This is a genomic window from Streptomyces fildesensis, assembly GCF_016107395.1.
Classification (GTDB): domain Bacteria; phylum Actinomycetota; class Actinomycetes; order Streptomycetales; family Streptomycetaceae; genus Actinacidiphila; species Actinacidiphila fildesensis.
The window spans coordinates 312463-334182 of record NZ_JAAIKO010000005.1; the positions used below are offsets into that span (position 1 = coordinate 312463).

Sequence of the window (21720 nt, forward strand, 5' to 3'; positions counted from 1 at the left end):
AGGGCATGCTCGTGGGCCCGGACCACACAGGGGTCCGGGTCGTGCTTGCGCTATTCGTCCGCCGGGGAGCCCTCGCGCACGCCGAGGAGGACCGTGTCACGGCCGTCCTCTTCGGTGAGGTGGACCTTGACGGTCTCGCGCAGCGAGGTGGGGAGGTTCTTGCCGACGTAGTCGGCCCGGATCGGGAGTTCGCGGTGGCCGCGGTCGACCAGGACGGCGAGCTGTACGGCTCGCGGCCGGCCGATGTCATTGAGCGCGTCGAGGGCGGCGCGGATCGTGCGGCCCGAGAAGAGCACGTCGTCGACGAGGATCACCAGCCGGCCGTCGACGCCGTCACCGGGGATGTCGGTGCGGGCCAGCGCGCGGGCCGGGTGCAGCCGCAGGTCGTCGCGGTACATGGTGATGTCGAGCGACCCGACCGGGACCTTGCGGCCGGTGATGTCGGCGAGCTTGTCGGCCAGTCTGCGGGCGAGGAAGACACCGCGGGTGGGAATGCCGAGGAGCACCACGTCGTCGGCGCCCTTGGCGCGTTCGACGATCTCGTGGGCGATGCGGGTCAGGACCCGGGCCATGTCCGGTGCTTCGAGCACCGGGCGTGCGGATGTACTGCGGTCTTCAGCCATGAAGGGCTCTCCTTCCCCGCCTCACAGGACGGGTCTTAAAGGACGCCAGGGATACAGCCTCACGTTACCAGGCGCGCAGGTCGCGTTCTCGGGCGGTCACCCGCACGATAGGCACACCGGTACGAATCGGACGCTCGTGCAGTACAGGGAGACCGGTCCGGACCATTCGGCTTGACGAAGTCAAATTACGCTGCGTAACCTCACAGTGAGTCACCGAGATTCCGTCCGGGGAGCCTTATGTCCAGCGATTACGCCAAACAGCTCGGAGCCAAGCTCCGCGCCATCCGCACGCAGCAGGGTCTCTCCCTTCACGGCGTCGAGGAGAAGTCCCAGGGCCGCTGGAAGGCCGTCGTCGTCGGCTCGTACGAGCGTGGCGACCGCGCCGTGACCGTACAGCGACTCGCCGAGCTGGCGGACTTCTACGGAGTGCCGGTCCAGGAACTGCTGCCCGGCACCACGCCGGGCGGGGCCGCCGAGCCGCCGCCGAAGCTTGTCCTGGACCTGGAGCGACTGTCCCAGGTCCCGCCGGACAAGGCCGGTCCGCTGCAGCGCTACGCCGCCACCATCCAGAGCCAGCGCGGGGACTACAACGGCAAGGTGCTGTCGATCCGCCAGGACGACCTGCGCACGCTGGCCGTGATCTACGACCAGTCGCCGTCGGTCCTCACCGAGCAGCTCATCGGCTGGGGCGTCCTCGACGCCGACGCGCGCCGCGCGGTTCAGCACGAAGACGGCTGAAAACGGCTGTCAAACACAAGTGCAGAAACGTACCGCCCGGGGCGGTGTCCGCAGGGACACCGCCCCGGGCGGTTCTGTTTGCCCCGGAGCCCGGAACGGGCCCGCGGCGGTCTCCGTCACTCGTACGGCGCAGTCCGCGCCCGGTAGAGCCGGCCGATGACTTCCGGCAGCAGCCGTTCGGTCAGCCGGGGCGGCAGTGCCTGCAGCACCGCCAGCACCGGGGCCATCCGCTCCGGGAGCGCCCCGTCGTCGGAAATGCCGGCGAGCTGGAGGGCCAGAGCGACCTCCTCGGGGCCGAGCGTGTCGGGATCGAGCTGGGCGGCGAGCCCGGCGAGCCCTTCGTCGACGGTGGCCGGGCCGAGGTCACGGGCCCGCCGTACGGCGCCGCCGAGCTCCTCCAGCAGCAGGGCGATCCGCCCGGGGGACGCCACCACGGCCGTGACGGTCAGATGCAGATTGGGCGGGGAGCCGCCGAAGGCGGGCTGCGGCTGCAGGAACCACCCGCGCAGCCGCATCTCGTCGGCGACGACGAAGGGGTCCAGCCCCGGGTCGTCGGAGGCCACGGCGACCAGCGACGCCTGCGGGCTGCCCAGCACCCGCAGCCCGTCGATTCGGCCGATGCCCCCGACGAGGGCCTGTACCGCCTCGTGCACGCGCCCGGAGAGCTCGGCGTAGGCCGAGGGGCCGATCCGCCGCAGGACCGCCCAGGCGGCGGCCAGCGGCCCGGCGGACTTGGTGCCCTGGAGCGTCGCGTTGACCACCGGGTAGCCGGGCCATGAGGCGTCCGCGAACCAGCCGTGCCGGCGCAGCTCGGCGTCCCGGAAGAGCAGCACCGAGGCGCCCTTGGGGGTGTACGCGTACTTGTGCAGGTCCACCGAGAGCGACGTGACGCCCGGCACCGCCAGGTCGAACGCGGGCGGCCGGGGCAGCGTCCTGGGCAGGTGCGCCAGGTACCAGCCGCCGATGCAGGCGTCGACATGGCACAGCACCCCGCGCCCGGCCGCCGCGGCGGCGATCTCGGTGACCGGATCGATCACCCCGTGGGCGTAGGACGGTGCCGAGGCCACCACCAGGGCCGTCCGGTCGGTGGTGGCGGCCGCCATGGCCTCCGGGCGGGCCCGGAACGTCACCGGGTCCACCGGGACCGTGACGACGGTCAGGCCGAAGAGCGCGGCGGCCTTGCGGAAGGCCGCGTGGGCGGTGGCGGGCAGCACGAGTTCCGGGGCGGTGACGCCCCGGGTGCGGCGGGCGTGGTTCCGGGCGGTCAGCACGGCGAGCAGACAGCTCTCGGTACCGCCGCTGGTGAAGGTGCCGGCTGTCCTGTCGTCCCCGCCGAGCAGTCCGGCGACCCGGCCGACGATGTCGTTCTCCAGGGCCACCACGCTGGGAAAGGCCGTCATGTCCAGGCCGTTGACCCCGGCGAAGGCCGCCTGGGCGCGCTCCGCGAGGTCGTCGAGACCGTCCAGCCCGGAGTCGTAGACGTACGCCATGGTGCGGCCGCCGCGCACCGGCAGGTCCTGGGACCGCAGCGCCGTCAGCCGGTCGATGATCTCCTGATCGGTCTCCTGATCGGACATGCCAGCGAAACTAGGCCACCGTCCGGGAAACGCACCAGGCCCAAAGCAGAAGATTGTTCAGCTTCTGCTCCGGGCCTGGTCGGTGCGGGTGACGCTATCGCCGGAGAGTCGGCTTGAGGTCCTTCAGACGGGCCAGCAGCCCGTTGACGAAGGCGGGCGACTCATCGGTGGAGAACTCCTTGGCGAGCTGGACCGCCTCGTCCAGCACGACCGCGTCCGGGGTCTCGTCCTCCCAGATCAGCTCATAGGTGCCGAGCCGCAGGACGTTCCGGTCGACGACCGGCATCCGGTCCAGCGTCCAGCCCACCGAGTAGGTCGCGAGCAGCTCGTCGATGCGGGGCGCGTTGGCGGCGTACCCCTCGACCAGCTGCATGGTGTACTCGGTGACCGGCGGCTGCCGGTCGTCGGTCCGGGCGAGCCGGATCCAGTCCGCCATGGCGGTCTTCGGGTCGACACCCCGCTGATCCGCTTCGAAGAGGATCTGGAAGGCACGCTTGCGGGCCTTGTTCCGAGCAGCCACGTTAGCTGTTCACCCGGCCGAGATAGTCACCCGAACGGGTGTCGACCTTGATCTTCTCACCGGTGGTGATGAAGAGCGGAACGCCGATCTCGTAGCCGGTCTCGAGCCGGGCCGGCTTGGAGCCACCGGTGGACCGGTCGCCCTGGACACCCGGCTCGGTGTACTCGATGACCAGCTCGACGGAGGCCGGGAGCTCGATGTAGAGCGGAGCGCCCTCGTACATCGCCACGACGGCCTCGAAGCCTTCGAGGAGGTAGTTGGCGGCGTCGCCGACGACCTCGGGGGTGATGTACACCTGGTCGAAGGTGTCGGTGTCCATGAAGACGAAGTCGGTGCCGTCCTTGTAGGAGAACTGCATACCGCGCTTGTCGACGTTGGCCGTCTCGACCTTGATGCCGGCGTTGAAGGTCTTGTCGACGACCTTGCCGGACAGCACGTGCTTGAGCTTCGTGCGGACGAAGGCGGGGCCCTTGCCGGGCTTGACGTGCTGGAACTCGACAACGGTCCAGAGCTGGCCGCCGTCGAGCTTGAGCACGAGGCCGTTCTTGAGGTCGTTCGTGGATGCCACGGTTGCGGAATCTCCTGAAAGTGCAGCTTCGGAGACCGAGGGGGCGCGCCCTTTTACAGGGCGAGCAGTTCCTTGGTCGTAATGGTGAGTAGCTCGGGCCCGCCGTCCGTCGGTGGACGTACGACGAGTGTGTCGTCGATGCGGACACCGCCGCGGCCCGGAAGGTGGACCCCCGGTTCGACGGTGACCGGCACGCAAGCGTCCAGTTTACCCATGGCCGCAGGTGACAGCCGAGGGTCCTCGTCGATTTCGAGTCCCACGCCGTGTCCCGTCACCTCTCCGAGGGCCTCCCCGTAGCCCGCGGCGGCCAGTACGGAGCGTGCCGCGTGGTCCACATCACGGCAGGCCACACCGGGTGCGAGCGCCTCCCGGCCGGCCCGCTGGGCGGCGAAGACCAGCTCGTACAGCTCGATCTGCCAGTCGGCGGGAGAAGTCCCCACGACGAAGGTGCGGCCGACCTCGCAGCGGTATCCGCGGTAGCAGGCGCCGAGCCGGACGGTGAGGAAGTCGCCCTCCTCGACGCGCCGGTCGGTGGGGACGTGCCGCGCGGCCCCCGAGTGCGGCCCGGTGCCCACACAGGTGGGGAAGGCCGGACCGTCCGCGCCGTGGTCGACCAGCCGGCGCTCCAGTTCCAGCGCGAGGTGCCGCTCGGTCCTGCCGACCAGGATCGACTCCAGCAGCTCGCCGAGCGCCTGGTCGGCGAGTTCGGCGGCGATCCGGATCGAGGCGATCTCCTGCTCGTCCTTGACCACCCGCAGCTGTTCCACGGCCCCGCGGAGGTCGGTCAGCCGCAGGCCTGGCGCGACCGAGCCGATCGCCCGGTGCCGGCTGACCGTGAGGTGGTGTTCCTCGACGGCCAGCGTGTCGCCCCGCCGGTCGAGGACCAGTCCGGCGGCGGCCACCACCGGATCGCCGTCCGACCGGGCCAGGACCACGGTCCGTACGTCCTCCGGCGGCTGCGCCTCGGACAGGTCCCCGACCGCGGGGCGGCTGCGGACCAGCGCGTCCTGGTCGCCGGGGCCGATCAGCAGGACCGCGCCGGCCGGCGCGCAGCCGGTCAGATAGCGGACGTTCGCGGGGCGGGAGACCAGCGCCGCCGCCGCTCCGGACGCCGCGCATCGGTCGCGCAGGCGCTCTCTGCGGGCTGCGTGCACGTCGGACATGTCGCGAGCGTACGTGCGGGCCGTCCGGGGGGCCGCCCGAGCGCGTCCGACCGGGGACGGCCCGCCGGGCTACCAGACGGGCGGGCCCTGGACGCTGCGGGCCACGACCCGGTCCAGGGCCGCGGCCGCCGCGACCACGTCGAGCTGCGAATTGTCGATGATCGGCAGTCCTGATCCGTACCAGCCGGCCATCCGGCCGTGGATCCGGGCGACCTCCTCGTCGGACAGCCGCCGGTTCCCGTTGCGCGCGGCGTTGCGGGCCAACACCACGTCCAGGCCCGGGAGCAGGACGACCGGCAGCAGGCCGGGGCCGACGTGCCGCTTCCAGCCACCGAGGCCGACGACCGGCCGGTCCGGGAAGACCGCGTCGTCGATGATGCACGATATGCCGTTGGCCAGGAAGTTCCGGGCCGAGAAGCCGCAGGTGCGGCGGGCCAGCCGGTACTGGGCCTCGGAGTGCTCGTTCCAGCCGGCCTGCGGGTCCGCGAAACCGGAGCGGACCCACTCGCGGACGTCGTCGAGGCTGATGTGGGCGGTCGGTACGCCGCGGTTGTCCGCCCAGTGCCGGGCGATGGTGGTCTTGCCGGCCCCGGCCGCGCCGATCAGCAGGACCGCCACGGGCCCCGGGCCGCCGCCCGGCGGCGAGCCGCCGGAAGCGGCGGGCAGCTGGACCGGGCCGGCGGCAGGCAGGGGGAAGTGGCCGGTGGTGCTGGGGGCCGGCTGAGGTCCCGGCCGGCCGGGCTGCGGTGCCCCCACAGCGTGCTGCATCCCGTCCCACTCCATCTCGTGCCGGAGGTTCTGCTTCCGTGACGGCCGGGAACAGGCCGTTCGAACCGAACCGTACCGTCCCCGGAGGCTCTTGTGTGAACGGCCGGGGAGCGGCACAGGTGCCCGGACGGCGATGTCAGCCGGTGATCTCCTCCGCCAGGGCGCGCAGCGCCAGCCGGTAGGAGCCGATGCCGAAGCCGGCGACGGTACCGGTGGAGACGGCCGCGATGACCGAGGTGTGGCGGAATTCCTCACGGGTGTACGGGTTCGAGATGTGCACCTCGATGAGCGGAGCGGTGCGCTGGGCCGCCGCGTCCCGGATCCCGTACGAGTAGTGGGTGAACGCGCCGGGGTTGATGACGACCGGGATCCGGCCGTCGGCCGCCTCGTGCAGCCAGCGGATCAGCTCGCCCTCGTCGTTGGTCTCGCGGACCTCGACGTCGAAGCCGAGCTCCTTGCCGAGGGTGGTGCAGGCCTCGACGAGCCCGGCGTACGAGGTGGCGCCGTACACGTCGGGCTCGCGGGAGCCGAGCCGGCCGAGGTTCGGCCCGTTCAGCACCAGGACGCGGCCGCTCACCCCGGTCACTTGGAGACCTCCGCGTAGGCGGCCACCAGGACCGCCGGGTCCGGGCCCTCCAGGACGGTGGGCTTGGCCAGCCCGTCCAGCACGATGAAGCGCAGCAGGTCACCGCGGGACTTCTTGTCGACGCGCATGGTGTCCAGCAGCTTCGGCCACTGGTCCCCGCGGTAGGTCAGCGGCAGCCCCACCGACTCCAGGACGGTGCGGTGCCGGTCGGCGGTCGCGTCGTCCAGCCGGCCGGCCAGCCGGCCCAGCTCGGCGGCGAAGACCATGCCGATGGAGACCGCGGCGCCGTGCCGCCAGTTGTAGCGCTCGTTCTTCTCGATGGCGTGCGCCAGGGTGTGGCCGTAGTTCAGGATCTCGCGCGGGCCGCTCTCCTTGAGGTCGGCGGAGACCACGTCGGCCTTGACCTGGATGGAGCGCACGATCAGCTCGGCGGTGTGCTCGCCCTGCGGCGTACGGGCCCCGGCCGGGTCGGCCTCGATCAGGTCCAGGATCACCGGGTCGGCGATGAAGCCGGCCTTGATGATCTCGGCGAGGCCGCTGATGTAGTCGTTGGGCGGCAGCGAGTCCAGCGCCGCGAGGTCGCACAGCACCCCGGTCGGCGGGTGGAACGCCCCGACCAGGTTCTTGCCCTCGGCGGTGTTGATGCCGGTCTTCCCGCCGACCGCCGCGTCCACCATGCCCAGCACGGTGGTGGGGACGGCGATCCAGCGCACTCCGCGCAGCCAGGTCGCCGCCACGAAGCCGGCGATGTCCGTGGTGGCTCCGCCGCCGACGCCGACGATCACGTCGGTGCGGGTGAAGCCGGTCTGGCCCAGCGCCTTCCAGCAGTAGGCGGCGACCTCGACGGTCTTGGCCTCCTCGGCGTTCGGCAGCTGGATCGCGATGGCCTCGAAGCCCTGCTCGGCGAGGTCAGCGCGCAGCGCCTCGCCGGTGGCGGCGAGCGCCTCCGGGTGCAGGACCGCGACCCGCTTGGCGGCCGGCCCGATGAGGGCGGGCAGCTCGGCCAGCAGCTGGCGTCCGACCAGCACCTCGTAGGGTTCCGTACCCGCGGTGCCGGCGATCGCGATACGGGTGGGGTTCTCGCTCATGCGTCCTTCAACTCCAGTGCGTCGAGGACCGCTTCGGCAGCGTCCTCGGGGGTGCGGTCGTCGGTGGAGACGACCGCGCGGGCGACCTCGGTGTACAGCGGACGGCGCTTCTCCATCAGCTCGCGCCACTGCTGGCGCGGGGCGACGGCGAGCAGCGGGCGTGGGGCGTCCAGCCCGACCCGCTTGACGGCGTCGTTGACTCCGACGTCCAGGAAGACCACCGGGCGGCCGCGCAGCAGGCTGCGGGCGACCGGCGACATGATCGCTCCGCCGCCGAGCGCCAGTACGCCGGTGTGCTCGGCGAGGGCGTCGGTGACCGCGGCCAGTTCGAGCTGCCGGAAGTGGTCCTCACCGTCGTTGATGAAGATCTCCGGGATGGACTTGCCCGCCGTCTGCGCGACATCCGCGTCGGTGTCCCGGTAGGTGGTGCCGAGCCGGGCCGCGAGCAGCATGCCGACGGTGGTCTTGCCCGCACCGGGCGGGCCGACGAGGACGACCAGCGGCCCGGTCAACGGATCGCCAGGTTCTCGAGGTACCCCTGGACGTTGCGCCGGGTCTCGCCCACCGAGTCGCCGCCGAACTTCTCCGCGACCGCGTCGGCGAGCACCAGCGCGACCATGGCCTCCGCGACGATCCCGGCGGCCGGCACCGCGCAGACGTCCGAGCGCTGGTGATGGGCCGCGGCGACCTCACCGGTGGTGACGTCGACGGTGGCCAGGGCGCGCGGCACCGTCGCGATCGGCTTCATCGCCGCCCGGACCCGCAGCAGCTCACCGGTGCTCATCCCGCCCTCGGTGCCGCCGGAGCGGCCGGTGGAGCGGCGGATGCCCTCGGGGCTGGGCACGATCTCGTCGTGCGCCTGCGAACCCGGCACCCGGGCCAGCCCGAAGCCGTCGCCGACCTCGACGCCCTTGATCGCCTGGATGCCCATCAGGGCGGCGGCCAGCCGCGCGTCGAGCCGGCGGTCCCAGTGGACGTGGCTGCCGAGTCCGACGGGAACGCCGTACGCCAGCACCTCGACGACTCCGCCCAGGGTGTCGCCGTCCTTGTGGGCCTGGTCGATCTCGGCGACCATCGCGTCGCTCGCGTCGGAGTCCAGGCAGCGCACCGGGTCGGCGTCGAGGCGGGCCTCGTCGGCGGGCACCGGCACGACCCCGTACGGGGCCTTGGCCGCGGCCAGTTCGACGACATGGCTGACGATCTCGATGCCCGTCGTCTCCTTGAGGTAGGAGCGGGCGACGGCGCCCAGCGCGACGCGGGCGGCGGTCTCCCGGGCGCTGGCGCGCTCCAGGATCGGCCGGGCCTCGTCCAGCGCGTACTTCTGCATACCGGCGAGGTCCGCGTGGCCGGGGCGCGGGCGGGTCAGCGGCGCGTTGCGCCCCAGACCGGCCAGGATCTCCGGGTCGACGGGGTCGGCCGCCATGACCTGTTCCCACTTGGGCCACTCGGTGTTGCCGACCATGATCGCGACCGGGCTGCCCATGGTCAGGCCGTGCCGTACGCCGCCGAGGAAGGTGACCTCGTCCTGCTCGAACTTCATCCGGGCACCGCGGCCATAACCCAGCCGCCGGCGCGCCAGCGCGTCCGCCACCATCGCCGTGGTGACGGGTACGCCGGAGGGCAGCCCCTCCAGCGTCGCGACGAGTGCGGGGCCGTGCGACTCCCCCGCGGTCAGCCAGCGCAACCTGCTCAACGGTGCTCCTCTTGCTCGCGCCTCGAACGTCCGAAATTCAACGGCACGGCCGGGTGCGCGGCCCTGGCCCGCCACCACCGATCCTCCCACGGCCGGGGCGGACGTCCCGCCTCCGGTCCAGGTTGTGGACGTGGCGGCGCGGCGGGCTCAGAACGGGTGGACGCCGCCGGTGTCAGACACCCAGTGCCGCCTCGCCGGCGGCGCGCATCGCCGCGAGCGGTGCGGGAGTCCGGCCGGTCATCCGCTCGACCTGGAGCACGGCCTGGTGCACCAGGAGGTCGAGGCCGCCGACGACCTCGCCGCCGCGGGCCGTCCAGGCGGCCGCGAGGGCGGTCGGCCACGGGTGGTACAGCACGTCGAAGAGCGCGCCCGGCCGCTCCGGCACGAACTCGGCGAGGCCGTCGGTGGCGCCCGCCGGGGTGGTGGCGATCACCAGCGGTGCCTCGAACGCCTTCGCCGCGTCGCCCCAGTCCTCGGTGCGCACCCGCACGCCCAGCCGTTCGCCCCACTCGCGCATCTCGGCGGCGCGCGCGGCGCTGCGCACGTACACGGTGACCTCGCCGGCGCAGATCCGGGCGAGCGCGGCCAGCGCGGACGAGGCGGTCGCCCCGGCGCCGAGCACCACCGCGGACTCCACGCTCGTCACACCGTGTTCGCGCAGCGCGGCGGCGATTCCCGGGATGTCGGTGTTGTCGCCGGTCAGCCGGCCGTCCGCGGTGAAGACCACGGTGTTGACGGCCTCGACGGAGGCCGCGGTGGCGCTGACCTCGTCCAGCAGCGGGATGACCGCGCGCTTGAGCGGCATCGTCAGCGACAGCCCGGCCCAGCTGCCCGGCTCCCCCGTGCCGTCCCGGACCCCGGCCAGGAAGCCGGGCAGCGCCGCCTCACCCACCTCGAAGGGGTCGTAGCGCCAGCCGGTGAGACCGAGCTCGGCGTACGCGGCCCGGTGCAGCACCGGTGAGAGCGAGTGGGAGATCGGCGAGCCGAGGACTCCGGCCCGGCGTGGTGCACTCATCAGCCGGTGCCCTTGTTCTTGTTGAACTCCTGGACGTTCTTCTGGTGCTCCGTGTAGCTGTCGGTGAAGCGCGTGTCGCCCTTCTTGACCGTGACGAAGTACAGCCAGTTGCCCGTCGTCGGGTGCAGCGCCGCGTCGATCGCCTGGTGTCCCGGGTTGCCGATCGGACCGGGCGGCAGGCCCTTGTGGAGGTAGGTGTTGTACGGCGACGGGAACTTGGTGTCCTTGGTGGACGTGTTCAGCGTGGAGCGGCCCATGGCGTAGTTGATCGTCGAGTCGAAGCCCAGCGCCATGTCCTTGTCGAGGCGGTTGTAGATGACCCGCGAGACCTTGCCGAACTCCTCGTCCTCCTGCGCCTCGGCCTGGATGAGGCTGGCGATGGTGACGATCTGCAGCGGCGTCTTGTGGACCTTCTTCGCCTCTTCCTCGATGTTGTCCTTTTTGTACTCGCTCTGGGCCTGCGCGACCATCTGCTTGAGCAGGTCGAGCGGCTTGGTGGCCTTGCCGACGCTGTACCTCGACGGGAAGAGGAAGCCCTCGACATTGCCCTGCGCCCAGGCGGGCAGGCCCAGGTCGGCGCCCTTGGCGGCGGCCTGTGTGGTGCCCGCCTTGATGCTCAGCCGCTTGTCGATGGCGGCGTAGATCTCGGTGGCCCGCAGCCCCTCGGGAATGATGATGGCGCTCTGCTTGGTCGGGTCGGTCATCATCGTGACCGCCGCCGCGGCCGACATCTCCTCGTGGAGGAGGAAAATGCCGGCCTGGATGCTCTTGCCCTTGGGATTCTTGCCGGCCGCCGCGGTGAAGGCGTCGACGCTCTTGACCACGCCGGCGGTCTTGAGAATGTTGCCCATGTCCGTGAGCGTCGAGCCCTTGGGGATCGTGACCTGCACGTCTCCGGTGCCCTCGCCCGAGAAGTCGGGTGCCGCGCCGAAGTGGCTCTCGTAGAACTGGTAGCCGAAGTAGCCGGCACCGCCGACGCCGCCGCCGAGGACCAGCAGGACGACCAGGCAGGCGCAGCCGCTGCGGCGCTTCTTGCCCTCTTTCTTGCCGCCCTTGCCGCCGCGCTTGCGGCCGCCGCGGCCGGCCGGGGTGTCGTCGTCCGGCTCTTCCTCGTCCGTGCCGTCGGCGAAGAAGGCGTGCGTCTCGGGCTCGGACTCGGCCTCCCAGTCGCCGGTGTTGTCAGGGGCGGACCGCATCGGCTGCTGGGGCTGCTGCTCCGGCGGCTGCCGGTGCTGCGGCTGCTGCGGGGGCGGGTAGCCGCCCTGGCCGTAGAAGTCGGGCTGCTGGGAGCCGTAGGGATCGGCCGGCGGCTGGCCGCCGTAGGGATCGCCGGGGTTGGCACCGTACGGGGCGGACGAACCCCCGGAGGTGTCCCAGTCGTTGTACTGCTGCTGGCCCTGTTGCTGGCCCTGCTGGAGGTGCTGTTGCTGCTGCTGCTGGCCCTGTTGCTGGCCCTGCTGGAGGTGCTGTTGCTGCTGCTGCTGCTGCGGGTACTGCTGTTGCTGCTGGGGGTACCCCTGCTGCGGGTACTGCTCCTGCTGGGGGTACTGCTGCTGTTGCGGATTCTGCGGGTATTGCTGCTGTTGGGGGTTCTGCTGCTGGTTCTGGGGGTATTGCTGCTGCGGGGGGTACTGCTGCTGGGGAGCCTGCTGACCGTTGTACGGGTACTGCGGCTGCTGCCCGGTGGCGTAGGGGTCCCAGTCGTCCTGCGGCTGCGGCTGGCGCGGCTGCTGCTGGTACCCCTGGTCACCGAAGAGCGGGTCCTCGGGATGCCACGGTTCGGAGCCGGAGCCCCGGCCATAGTCAGTCATCGATCCCCTTGGTACGCGTCGGTACGCGGGGCGATCGCATCCTCGGAACTGGCCGCCCCTTGCGAAACGGGCGGCGCCAAGTGGCGCCGCCGTGTCGCGCGGAACGTTACCGTACCGCGATCAGATGACCACTTCGACGCTCTCCCCCGCTGGTTTCCCCGACACCCGTTCGGTCTCGAGGGCGCTCTGCAGGATGACGATCGCGGCTGCTTGATCGACCACCGCACGGCCCTTCTTGGCCTTGACGCCCGATGCCCGCAGGCCCTGGGTGGCGGTGACCGTGGTCATCCGCTCGTCCACCAGCCGCACCGGGACGGGCGCGATGATTTTTGCCACATCCTGCGCGAACGCCCGGACCTTGACCGCCGCGGGACCCTCGTTCCCGCTCAGCGAGCGCGGCAGCCCCAGGACGACCTCGATCGGCTCGTACTCCTCGATGATCGCCGCGAGGCGGCGCAGCGCCGCCGGGACGTCCCGCCCCGGAACCGTCTCGACCGGTGTCGCGAGGACCCCGTCGGGGTCGCACGAGGCGACCCCGATCCGGGCATCCCCGACATCGACGGCGATACGCCTGCCTCTGCGCACCGTCAGGCCTTCTCTTCGACCAGGCGCTGGACCGCGGCGACGGCCTCGTCCACGGCGGCCGGGTTCTGGCCGCCGCCCTGCGCGACGTCGTCCTTGCCGCCGCCGCCACCACCGAGGGTCTTGGCGGCGGACCTGACGAGTTCACCGGCCTTGATACCGCGCTCGCGAGCGGCCTCGTTGGTGGCGATGACGGTGAGCGGGCGGCCGTTGGCCACGGTGAACAGCGCGACGACGGCGGCCCGGCCGCCCCCGATGCGCTGCCGCACGTCCAGGACGAGCTTGCGCAGGTCGTCGGCGCCGGTGCCCTCCGGCACGGTGCCGGTGACCAGGGCCACGCCCTTGATGTCCTGGGCGCCCTGCGCCAGTCCGGCCGCTGCCTGCAGGACCTTGTCGGCGCGGAACCGCTCGATCTCCTTCTCCGCGTCCTTGAGCTTGGCGAGCATGCCCGAGATCTTGTCGGGCAGCTCCTCGGGACGGCCCTTCACCAGCTCGGTGAGCTGCGCGACGACCGTGTGCTCACGGGCCAGGAACTTGTACGCGTCCACCCCGACCAGCGCCTCGACCCGGCGCACTCCGGAGCCGATGGACGACTCACCGAGCAGCTTGACCAGCCCGAGCTGGGCGGTGTTGCCGACGTGCGTACCGCCGCACAGCTCCTTGGAGAAGTCGCCGATGGTGACCACGCGGACCCGGTCGCCGTACTTCTCGCCGAACTCGGCGATGGCGCCCTGCTTCTTGGCCTCTTCCATGCTCATGACCTCGGCGGTCACGTCGAGCTCCCGGGCGAGCACCTCGTTGATCTTCTGTTCGACGTCGGTGAGCACCGTGCCGGGTACGGCGGCGGGCGAGCCGAAGTCGAAGCGGAAGCGCCCCGGGGAGTTCTCGGAACCGGCCTGGGCGGCGGTGGGGCCGAGCGCGTCCCGCAGCGCCTGGTGCGTGAGGTGCGTCGCGCTGTGCGCGCGGGCGATGGCCCGGCGGCGCACCAGGTCGATCTGGGCGAGCGCGCCGGCGCCGAGGGTGACCTCGCCGACCTGGACGACGCCCTTGTGCACGCTGACGCCGGCCACCGGCTGCTGCACGTCGCGGATCTCGATGATCGCGCCGGTGTCGATCCTGATCCGGCCGGTGTCGGCGAGCTGGCCGCCGCCCTCGGCGTAGAACGGGGTGCGGTCCAGGACGATCTCGACCTCGTCGCCCTCGTGGGCGGCCGGCGACGGGACACCGTCGACGAGCAGTCCGACGACGGTGGCCTCGTTCTGGTTGGAGCTGTAGCCGGTGAACTCGGTGGTGCCGGAGCGGTCGGCGACCTCACGGTAGGCCGAGAGGTCGGCGTGGCCCTGCTTCTTGCCGCGGGCGTCGGCCTTGGCGCGGTCCCGCTGCTCCTTCATGAGCCGGCGGAAGCCCTCCTCGTCCACCGACAGGCCCTGCTCGGAGGCCATTTCGAGGGTGAGGTCGATCGGGAAGCCCCACGTGTCGTGCAGCAGGAACGCCTTGTCGCCGGAGAGGACGGTGCCGCCGGCGGCCTTGGTCTCGCTGACGGCGGAGTCCAGGATGTTGGTGCCGCCGCTGATCGCCTTGAGGAAGGCGACCTCCTCGGAGAGGGCGACGGTCTCGATGCGCTTGCGGTCGGTGACCAGCTCCGGGTACTGCTCGCCCATCGTCTTGATGACGGTGTCCACGAGCTCGCCGACGACCGGCCCGGTGGCGCCCATCAGCCGCATGTTGCGGATGGCGCGGCGCATGATGCGGCGCAGCACGTAGCCGCGGCCCTCGTTGCCGGGGGTGACCCCGTCGCCGATGAGCATCACGGAGGTGCGCATGTGGTCGGCGACGACGCGCAGCGAGACGTCGGTGCCGTGGTCGGCGCCGTACCGGACACCGGTGAGTTCGGTGGCCGTGTCCATCACCACGCGCAGGGTGTCGGTCTCGTACATGTTCTGCACGCCCTGCAGGATCATCGCGAGGCGTTCGAGGCCGAGGCCGGTGTCGATGTTCTTCGACGGCAGCTCGCCGAGGATCTCGAAGTCGTCCTTGCCCTGGCCGGGGCCGCGCTCGTACTGCATGAAGACCAGGTTCCAGATCTCCACGTAGCGCTCGTCGTTGACGGCCGGGCCGCCCTCCTCGCCGAACGCCGGGCCCCGGTCGTAGTTGATCTCGGAGCAGGGTCCGCACGGTCCGGGGACGCCCATGGACCAGTAGTTGTCGGCCTTGCCCAGGCGCTGGATCCGCTCGGCGGGGACGCCCACGACCTCGCGCCAGATGCGCTCGGCCTCGTCGTCGTCCAGGTACACGGTGACCCAGAGCTTCTCGGGCTCCAGGCCGTAGCCGCCGTCCGCCACGGAGCTGGTGAGCAGCTCCCAGGCGTACGTGATGGCGCCTTCCTTGAAGTAGTCGCCGAAGGAGAAGTTGCCGCACATCTGGAAGAACGTGCCGTGCCGGGTGGTCTTGCCGACCTCTTCGATGTCGGGCGTCCGCACGCACTTCTGCACGCTGGTGGCGCGCTCGAAGGGCGGCTTGACCTCGCCGAGGAAGTACGGCTTGAACGGGACCATGCCCGCCGGGACCAGCAGCAGCGTCGGGTCGTCGGCGATGAGGGACGCCGAGGGCACGACCGTGTGCCCGCGCTCCTCGAAGAAGCGCAGCCAGCGGCGGCGGATTTCTGCCGACTCCATCAGTGATTGTCCTTCCGGTTGTACGACTGCTTGTGCGACTGCTTGTAGGACTTCTGGGGGTGTGACTGCTGCGGGAGCGGCTGCGGTGCGTCGAGTTCGGCCCGGCGCTGCCCGGGGAGGTCTCCCTCGGCGGCCTCCAGGCCCAGCGCGTCCTTGAGTTCGATCTCGCGCTCGGTCATCCCGGCGCGCACGTCCTGGGCGAAGAGCCGCAGGCGGGCGCCGGTTTCGAGCGCCTTGTCGGCCGCCGTCGCGGCGAGGCTGTCCGGGGAGAGCCTGCGCACCGCGCGGTTGACCTTGGTGGTGGCCCAGACGCCCGCGGCGGCGCCGGTGAAGAACCAGAACAGGCGGCGGAACATGGTGTGTCAGCCCTTCGAACGGTTGCGTCGGCTGCCGCGCCGGGCGGCCGGCAGCGCCTTGCCGACCACGACGGTGCGGGTCTTCCCCGCGCCCTTGGCCTGCAGGCCGACCGCGCGCCGCACCCCGTAGCCGAAGGCGGCGACCTTCACCAGCGGCCCGCCGAAGGTGGAGGCCACCGTCGAGGAGAGCGCGGAGGCGTTGGCGGTCACCTCGGCGACGTCCGCGGTGATCGTGTCGACCCGGTCCAGCTGGGTGTGCGCGGAGCGGAGCGCCGAGGTCGCCTCGCCGAGCAGCGGAACGGCCTGTTCGGTGACGTTCGCGACCAGTTCGGTGGTCTTCCTGAGCGTCTGGGACAGCCGGACGAGCGCCACCGCCAGGAACGACACCAGGATCGCCCAGAAGACGGCCACGATCAGGCCGGCCACCTCTCCACCGGACACGTTGCTGCGCTCCCTCACCGTCACCACTTCACAACAACAATCAGCTACCGACCCTATCGCGCCCGGCCTCGGCGTTCGTACCGCATTCCCGGCGCGGCGGCAGCGTCGCAGGGTAGTGCCCCGGGCCCCCGGAGGTGGCGTGATTGTACGTTCCGCTTACCACCCCGTACTCTCCGTAGACCATGGACACTGCGGGAAACCTCCCCGCCGAGCTGAACAGCTTCGTCGGGCGGGCCGCCGAACTCTCGGCCCTCGCCGGTTTGCTGGAGCAGGCGCGGCTGGTCACCATCACCGGGGTCGGCGGCGTCGGCAAGACCCGGCTGGCGGTGCGGACGGCACGGCAGGTGGCCGGCAGGTTCCCCGACGGGGTGTGGCTCGTGGAGCTGTCCGCCCTGTACAACGCGGAGCTGCTGGAACACAGCCTGGCCGAGGCGCTGAAGCTGGCCGACCACACCGGACGGCCGCCGCGGACCGTGCTCGCCGAGGAACTGGCCGAACGTGAACTGCTGCTGGTGCTGGACGGTTTCGAGCATGTGGTGCGGGAGTGCGCGGAACTCGTCGCGGAACTGCTGCGCCGGGCGCCCGGGCTGCGGGTGCTGGCCGCCGCGCGCCGGCCGCTGGGCATCACCGGCGAGCACACCGTCCCGCTGGCGCCGCTGCCCGCGGCGGCCGCGGACGGTGACGCCGTCCGGCTGTTCGCCGACCGGGCGGCCGCCGTGCTGCCGGGCTTCACGGTCACCGCGGCCGACCAGGAGGCCACGGTGGAGCTGTGCCGGCGGCTGGACGGCATTCCGCTGGCGCTGGAACTGGCGGCGGGCCGGCTGCGGGCGCTCTCGGTGGGCCAGGTGCTGCAGCGCCTCGACGACCGTTTCCGGCTGCTGACGGGCGGCGACCCCAGCGCGCCGACCCGGCATCACACACTGCGGACCGCGATCGGCTGGAGCCACGAACTGTGCACGCCCGCCCAGCGGCTGCTGTGGGCCCGGCTCTCGGTCTTCGCCGGACTGTTCGACCTGGAGGCCGCGGAGTACGTGTGCTCCAGTCCCGATCTGCCCGCCGAGGACGTCATGGAGACGGTCGCCCAGCTGGTGGCGCAGTCGGTGGTGGCCTGCGAGGCGGGCGTCGGATACCGGATGCTGGAGACCGTCCGCGAGTACGGCGCCGGCTGGCTGGAGGCGCTGGACGACACGGAGCGCATGCAGCGCCGGCACCGCGACTGGTACCTCGGGCTGGCCACCTGGTGCGAGCTGGACTGGTTCAGCCCCCGGCAGGCCGAGGTCGCCGCCCGGGTCGAGACGGATCTGCCCAATCTGCGGCTGGCGCTGGAGTTCAGCCTCAGCGGCGCCGAGGATCCGCACGTGGGCCAGTACCTCGCGGCCACCCTCTGGTTCTACTGGGTGGGCTGCGGCCGGCTGTCCGAGGGCCGGCTCTGGCTGGCCAGAGCGCTGGAGCTGGAGACCTCGCACGCCGAGGCGCGGGCCAAGGCGATGTGGGTGTACGGGTATGTGGCCGTGCTGCAGGGCGATCCGGTGTGCGCGCTCGGCGTGCTGCAGGAGTGCCGCGACGAGGCCGCGCTGACGGGCAACGCGCCGGCCTCGGCGTACGCGGTGCACCGGCTGGGATGCCTCGCGCTGCTGTCGGACGACATGGTCAGGGCCGAGGAGCTGATCGGGGCGGCGCTGGACGCCTACCGCGAGATCGGCGAGCTCAACAGCAATGTGCTGATGGCGCAGGTCGAGCTGGCGATGGCGGTCGCCTTCCGGGGCGATCTGGAGCGGGCGGTGGCGCTGAGCGAGGAGGTCCGCGACATCTGCCGCGACCACGGTGAGCGCTGGGCGCTGGCCTACGCGCTCTATGTACTGGGGTACGCGGCCTGGCTCGGCGGGGACCCGGCCACCGCCCGGGAACTGGTCGAGGAGTGCCTGGTCATCGACCACGCCTTCCACGACCTGGTCGGCGCGGTGCTCGCCATCGAGCTGCTGGCGCTGATCACCGAGGGCGAGGGCGCGCCGTACGAGGCGGCGGTGCTGCAGGGCGCGGCCGGCCGGCTCTGGCGCTCGGTGGGCCTGCGGCTGTTCGGCTCGCAGTTCTTCAACGCGCCGCACGAGCTGTGCGAGAAGCGGGCCAGGACCGCCCTGGGCGATGCCGCCTATGAGGCGGGGCTGGCTGAGGGCGCGCGGTTCGGCCTGGACGCGGCGGTGGCACGGGCGCTGCGCGAGCTGCCGGCGGAGCAGCCGCCTGAGCGGCTCGGCACGGTGGCGCGGGTGGCCGGCCCCCGTACGCACGAACCCGCCGCCTCCCCTGCCGTGGGCGGCGGGGAGACGGCGGGCTGAGAGTACGGGGGCTCTCGCTGGATCAGCGGGCGTAGTACTCGACGACGAGCTGCTCGTCGCAGATCACCGGGATCTCGCGACGGTTCGGGTCGCGGTCCAGGCGGAAGGCCAGGGCCTGCAGGTTGACCTGCAGGTACTTCGGCGTCTCGCCCTCGCCGGCCCAGCCACCCTCACGGGCGACCTGGAACGGGGTCTTCTCGCGGCTGCGCTCGCGGACCATGACGACGTCGTCGGGGCGCACGCGGAAGGAGGGCTTGTCGACCTTGCGGCCGTTGACCTCGATGTGACCGTGCACGACCATCTGCCGGGACTGGTAGATGGTGCGGGCCAGACCGGCCCGCAGGACGAGCGCGTCCAGACGGCGCTCCAGCTCGATGATCAGCGCTTCGCCTGTCTTGAGGTCGACCTTCCGAGCGCGGTCGTAGGCACGGCGCATCTGCGTTTCGCTGATGTCGTACTGGGCACGCAGACGCTGCTTCTCGAGCAGACGGGTCTTGTAGTCGCTGTTCTGCTTGCGACCGCGACCGTGCTCGCCGGGCGGGTAGGGGCGGGCCTCGAAGTACTTGACTGCCTTCGGGGTCAGCGCGATGCCGAGCGCACGCGACTTCTTGACCTTGGGACGCGACTGGTTCACGTGGAACGATCCTCCATGTAAATTAGGTAAGGCTTACCTTAGCTGAGGAGATCGCATGATTCGACCCGGGAACCCCATGCCTGCGCACGGTCAGCCGCGCCCCGACGTGGACGATGCGCTCCGGATGCCATCGGCAGCCGAACGCGCGCGAACTCTAGTCGAGGGTAACCCGTCGGCTGTCCTGGTCATTCCCGGGCTGGACCCCGTACTGCCCGGTCAGATGGTCCCCGAGATGCGCAGCGTCGGCCCCGAGGGCGACGTGTTCCTGCTGTTCCCGGTGGATTCCCCGGCCGTGCGGGCCGCCACCCACGCCGAGGCCGACGAGCTGACCGCTGTGCTGGAGATCACGGACGTCGCACCGGTCTCGGTGCCGTACCGGATCCGCGGGCGGGCCTGGATCGCGGGCTGGCTGACGCCGGTGCGCGACGAACCGGTCGTGCCCGGCACCGCGCTGCTCCGGCTGGAGGTCGGCGAGGCGTCCGTGGACGACCTGTGGGGCGCGGAGCAGGTGGAACCCGACGAGTTCGCCGACGCCACCGCCGACCCGCTGGCGGCCCACGAGTCCGAGCTGCTCCAGCACCTGGCCGCCGCGCACGAGGACCAGGTGGGGTGGCTGTGCGGGCTCGTCGGCGGCTACGGCGGACGGGGCCCCGAGTGCGCCGGCACCCGGACGGCGGTGCCGGTGGCGCTGGACCGCTTCGGGCTGCGGGTCCGCTTCACCGACCCCGACGGCAGCTTCGACGCGCGCTTCGACTTCCCCGAACCGGTGCGCGGCCACGAGGAGTTGCACCACACGATGCACACCCTCTTCGACGCGGCCCGCGCCTCCGCGGACGATCTTCACGGGGCGTAGCCTGACCTTCATGTTCGTACTCGACATCACGTACACCGCCCCCGTGGAGCAGGTCGACGCCGTCCTCGCCGATCACGTCGGCTGGCTGGACCTGCAGTACGCGGCCGGGGCTTTCCTGGCCTCGGGCCGCAAGGAGCCGCGCGAGGGCGGGGTGATCCTCGCGGTGGCCCGGGACCGGGCGGCGATCGAGGAGATCGTCTCCGGCGACCCGTTCGTCACCGCGGGGGTCTGCGCCTACCGGATCACCGAGTTCCTGGCCACGAAGACGGTGCCGGCGATGGCGGAGTACCGCCAGGAACTGCCGGTCTGATCACGGGCCCGGCCACTTCGCCCTGCCGGCGGGGTCACTCCCCCGACAGGCGTTCCCGGACGCGGTCGAGGATGTCGGCGTACCGGGCCTCCGCACCGTAGCGGGTGGGCTCGTAGTAGCGGCGGCCGTGGATCTCGTCGGGGGCGTACTGCTGGGCGGCGATGGCGCCGGGCAGATCGTGCGGGTACTGGTAGCCCTGCGCGTGGCCGAGCTTGGCCGCGCCCTTGTAGTGCCCGTCGCGCAGATGCGGCGGCACCGGCCCCGCCAGGCCCTTGCGCACATCGGCGAGCGCCGCGTCGATCGCCATGTACGCCGCGTTGGACTTCGGCGCCAGGGCGAGCGCGATCGCGGCCTGCGACAGGATGATGCGCGCCTCGGGGAAGCCGATCATCGCGACGGCCTGCGCGGCGGCGACCGCGGTCTGCAGCGCGATGGGGTCGGCCATGCCGACGTCCTCGCTCGCCGAGATCATCAGCCGGCGGGCGATGAAGCGGGGGTCCTCCCCCGCCTCGATCATGCGCGCCAGATAGTGCAGCGTGGCGTCCACGTCCGAGCCCCGGATGGACTTGATCAGGGCGCTCGCCACGTCGTAGTGCTGGTCGCCGTCCCGGTCGTACTTCACCGCGGCCCGGTCGACGGACTCCTCCAGCGTGCTGAGGGTGATCTCCGCTTCGCCCTTGGCGATGGCCGCGCCGGCGCCCGCCTCCAGGGCGGTCAGGGCCCGCCGTGCGTCCCCGCCCGCGATGCGCAGCAGATGGGCCTCGGAGTCGGCGGGGAGAGTGACGGCGCCGCCGAGACCGCGCTCGTGGGTCAGCGCCCGGCGCAGCACTCCGCTCAGGTCCTCGTCGGTGAGCGGCTCCAGGGTGAGCAGCAGCGAGCGGGACAGCAGCGGGGAGATGATCGAGAAGTACGGGTTCTCGGTGGTGGCCGCGATCAGGGTGACCCAGCGGTTCTCGACGGCCGGCAGCAGCGAGTCCTGCTGCGCCTTGCTGAAGCGGTGGATCTCGTCCAGGAAGAGCACCGTCTCCCGGTCGTAGCCGCCGGACTGCCGCTTGGCGCTCTCGATGACCGCGCGGACCTCCTTGACGCCCGCGGTGATCGCCGAGAGCTCGACGAAGCGCTTGTTGGTGGCCTTGCTGACCACGTACGCGAGCGTCGTCTTGCCGGTGCCGGGCGGGCCCCACAGGATCACCGAGGACGGCCCCGCCGGGCCGCCGCTGCCCTCGCCGACGAGCCGGCGCAGCGGTGCTCCCTGCTTGAGCAGATGCTGCTGGCCGACCACCTCGTCCAGGACGCGCGGACGCATCCGCACGGCGAGCGGGCTGTTGCCCGGCTCCCTCTCCTGGCGTTCCTCGGCAGCTGCGGTGAACAGGTCGGGCTCCATTC

General features: G+C 71.7%; 22 protein-coding genes. 4 read left to right on the plus strand and 18 right to left on the minus strand.

The window, feature by feature from the left end:
• Positions 1 to 50 precede the first annotated feature (50 nt).
• Complete coding sequence (pyrR, locus tag C6N31_RS11355) at positions 51 to 623, minus strand: bifunctional pyr operon transcriptional regulator/uracil phosphoribosyltransferase PyrR (protein ID WP_138352601.1); 573 nt, start codon at positions 621 to 623, stop codon at positions 51 to 53.
• Positions 624 to 860: 237 nt separating this feature from the next.
• On the opposite strand from pyrR, the gene bldD reads away from it, so the two are divergent.
• Positions 861 to 1361, plus strand: coding sequence for a transcriptional regulator BldD (bldD, locus tag C6N31_RS11360; RefSeq protein ID WP_138352602.1), 501 nt, complete (start codon positions 861 to 863; stop codon positions 1359 to 1361).
• 116 nt (positions 1362 to 1477) lie between these two features.
• Here the strand turns inward: bldD and C6N31_RS11365 are convergent, their stop codons facing one another.
• From C6N31_RS11365 to C6N31_RS11435, 15 genes are all read right to left on the minus strand, one after another.
• Positions 1478 to 2938, minus strand: a complete 1461-nt coding sequence (locus tag C6N31_RS11365; protein WP_198357474.1) for a pyridoxal phosphate-dependent decarboxylase family protein — start codon at positions 2936 to 2938, stop codon at positions 1478 to 1480.
• Between the two features lie 94 nt (positions 2939 to 3032).
• A complete protein-coding gene (nusB, locus tag C6N31_RS11370; RefSeq protein ID WP_138352604.1) occupies positions 3033 to 3458 on the minus strand; it encodes a transcription antitermination factor NusB in 426 nt (141 codons plus the stop codon).
• A gap of 1 nt (position 3459) precedes the next feature.
• Positions 3460 to 4026 (minus strand): elongation factor P, encoded by a 567-nt coding sequence (gene efp, locus C6N31_RS11375; RefSeq protein ID WP_138352605.1) that lies wholly within the window; start codon positions 4024 to 4026, stop codon positions 3460 to 3462.
• A 53-nt stretch (positions 4027 to 4079) separates the two neighbouring features.
• Positions 4080 to 5189, minus strand: a complete 1110-nt coding sequence (locus C6N31_RS11380) for an aminopeptidase P family protein (protein WP_138352606.1) — start codon at positions 5187 to 5189, stop codon at positions 4080 to 4082.
• A 69-nt stretch (positions 5190 to 5258) separates the two neighbouring features.
• Entirely contained in the window at positions 5259 to 5957 is a 699-nt protein-coding gene (locus C6N31_RS11385; RefSeq protein WP_138352607.1) for an AAA family ATPase, read from the minus strand.
• A gap of 136 nt (positions 5958 to 6093) precedes the next feature.
• Positions 6094 to 6534 carry a type II 3-dehydroquinate dehydratase gene (aroQ, locus tag C6N31_RS11390; protein WP_138352722.1) on the minus strand — a complete coding sequence of 147 codons (441 nt, stop codon included), beginning with the start codon at positions 6532 to 6534 and terminating at the stop codon, positions 6094 to 6096.
• A gap of 5 nt (positions 6535 to 6539) precedes the next feature.
• Positions 6540 to 7631 (minus strand): 3-dehydroquinate synthase, encoded by a 1092-nt coding sequence (aroB, locus tag C6N31_RS11395; protein ID WP_138352608.1) that lies wholly within the window; start codon positions 7629 to 7631, stop codon positions 6540 to 6542.
• Positions 7628 to 8143, minus strand: a complete 516-nt coding sequence (locus C6N31_RS11400) for a shikimate kinase (protein WP_138352609.1) — start codon at positions 8141 to 8143, stop codon at positions 7628 to 7630. The genes aroB and C6N31_RS11400 overlap by 4 nt, the downstream gene beginning before the upstream one ends.
• The gene (gene aroC, locus C6N31_RS11405; protein WP_138352610.1) at positions 8140 to 9324 is read right to left on the minus strand and encodes a chorismate synthase; all 1185 of its coding nucleotides are present in this window, start codon (positions 9322 to 9324) and stop codon (positions 8140 to 8142) included. Before aroC ends, C6N31_RS11400 begins: the two co-directional genes overlap by 4 nt.
• A gap of 172 nt (positions 9325 to 9496) precedes the next feature.
• Complete coding sequence (locus C6N31_RS11410) at positions 9497 to 10339, minus strand: shikimate dehydrogenase (RefSeq protein WP_138352611.1); 843 nt, start codon at positions 10337 to 10339, stop codon at positions 9497 to 9499.
• Positions 10339 to 12150: an endolytic transglycosylase MltG gene (gene mltG / locus C6N31_RS11415; protein ID WP_198357475.1), complete on the minus strand. Its 1812-nt coding sequence runs from the start codon at positions 12148 to 12150 to the stop codon at positions 10339 to 10341. The genes C6N31_RS11410 and mltG overlap by 1 nt, the downstream gene beginning before the upstream one ends.
• 120 nt (positions 12151 to 12270) lie before the next feature.
• The gene (gene ruvX, locus C6N31_RS11420; protein ID WP_138352613.1) at positions 12271 to 12735 is read right to left on the minus strand and encodes a Holliday junction resolvase RuvX; all 465 of its coding nucleotides are present in this window, start codon (positions 12733 to 12735) and stop codon (positions 12271 to 12273) included.
• 2 nt (positions 12736 to 12737) lie between these two features.
• Positions 12738 to 15407: an alanine--tRNA ligase gene (alaS, locus tag C6N31_RS11425; RefSeq protein WP_138352614.1), complete on the minus strand. Its 2670-nt coding sequence runs from the start codon at positions 15405 to 15407 to the stop codon at positions 12738 to 12740.
• Positions 15407 to 15763, minus strand: coding sequence for a DUF6167 family protein (locus tag C6N31_RS11430; RefSeq protein ID WP_138352615.1), 357 nt, complete (start codon positions 15761 to 15763; stop codon positions 15407 to 15409). The genes alaS and C6N31_RS11430 overlap by 1 nt, the downstream gene beginning before the upstream one ends.
• 6 nt (positions 15764 to 15769) lie before the next feature.
• Positions 15770 to 16204 carry a DUF948 domain-containing protein gene (locus tag C6N31_RS11435; protein ID WP_138352616.1) on the minus strand — a complete coding sequence of 145 codons (435 nt, stop codon included), beginning with the start codon at positions 16202 to 16204 and terminating at the stop codon, positions 15770 to 15772.
• Between the two features lie 182 nt (positions 16205 to 16386).
• Here C6N31_RS11435 and C6N31_RS11440 point away from each other — a divergent pair, with 182 nt between their 5' ends.
• Positions 16387 to 18537, plus strand: a complete 2151-nt coding sequence (locus C6N31_RS11440) for an ATP-binding protein (protein ID WP_198357476.1) — start codon at positions 16387 to 16389, stop codon at positions 18535 to 18537.
• Between the two features lie 22 nt (positions 18538 to 18559).
• On the opposite strand, the gene rpsD is transcribed toward C6N31_RS11440, so the two are convergent.
• Positions 18560 to 19171, minus strand: a complete 612-nt coding sequence (rpsD, locus tag C6N31_RS11445; protein WP_138352618.1) for a 30S ribosomal protein S4 — start codon at positions 19169 to 19171, stop codon at positions 18560 to 18562.
• 124 nt (positions 19172 to 19295) lie between these two features.
• On the opposite strand from rpsD, the gene C6N31_RS11450 reads away from it, so the two are divergent.
• Positions 19296 to 20024 (plus strand): DUF2470 domain-containing protein, encoded by a 729-nt coding sequence (locus C6N31_RS11450; protein ID WP_198357477.1) that lies wholly within the window; start codon positions 19296 to 19298, stop codon positions 20022 to 20024.
• 10 nt (positions 20025 to 20034) lie between these two features.
• Positions 20035 to 20334 (plus strand): YciI family protein, encoded by a 300-nt coding sequence (locus tag C6N31_RS11455; RefSeq protein WP_138352619.1) that lies wholly within the window; start codon positions 20035 to 20037, stop codon positions 20332 to 20334.
• A 34-nt stretch (positions 20335 to 20368) separates the two neighbouring features.
• Here C6N31_RS11455 and C6N31_RS11460 read toward each other — a convergent pair whose 3' ends face one another.
• The gene (locus C6N31_RS11460; protein WP_198357478.1) at positions 20369 to 21718 is read right to left on the minus strand and encodes a replication-associated recombination protein A; all 1350 of its coding nucleotides are present in this window, start codon (positions 21716 to 21718) and stop codon (positions 20369 to 20371) included.
• Between the last annotated feature and the right edge of the window lie 2 nt (positions 21719 to 21720).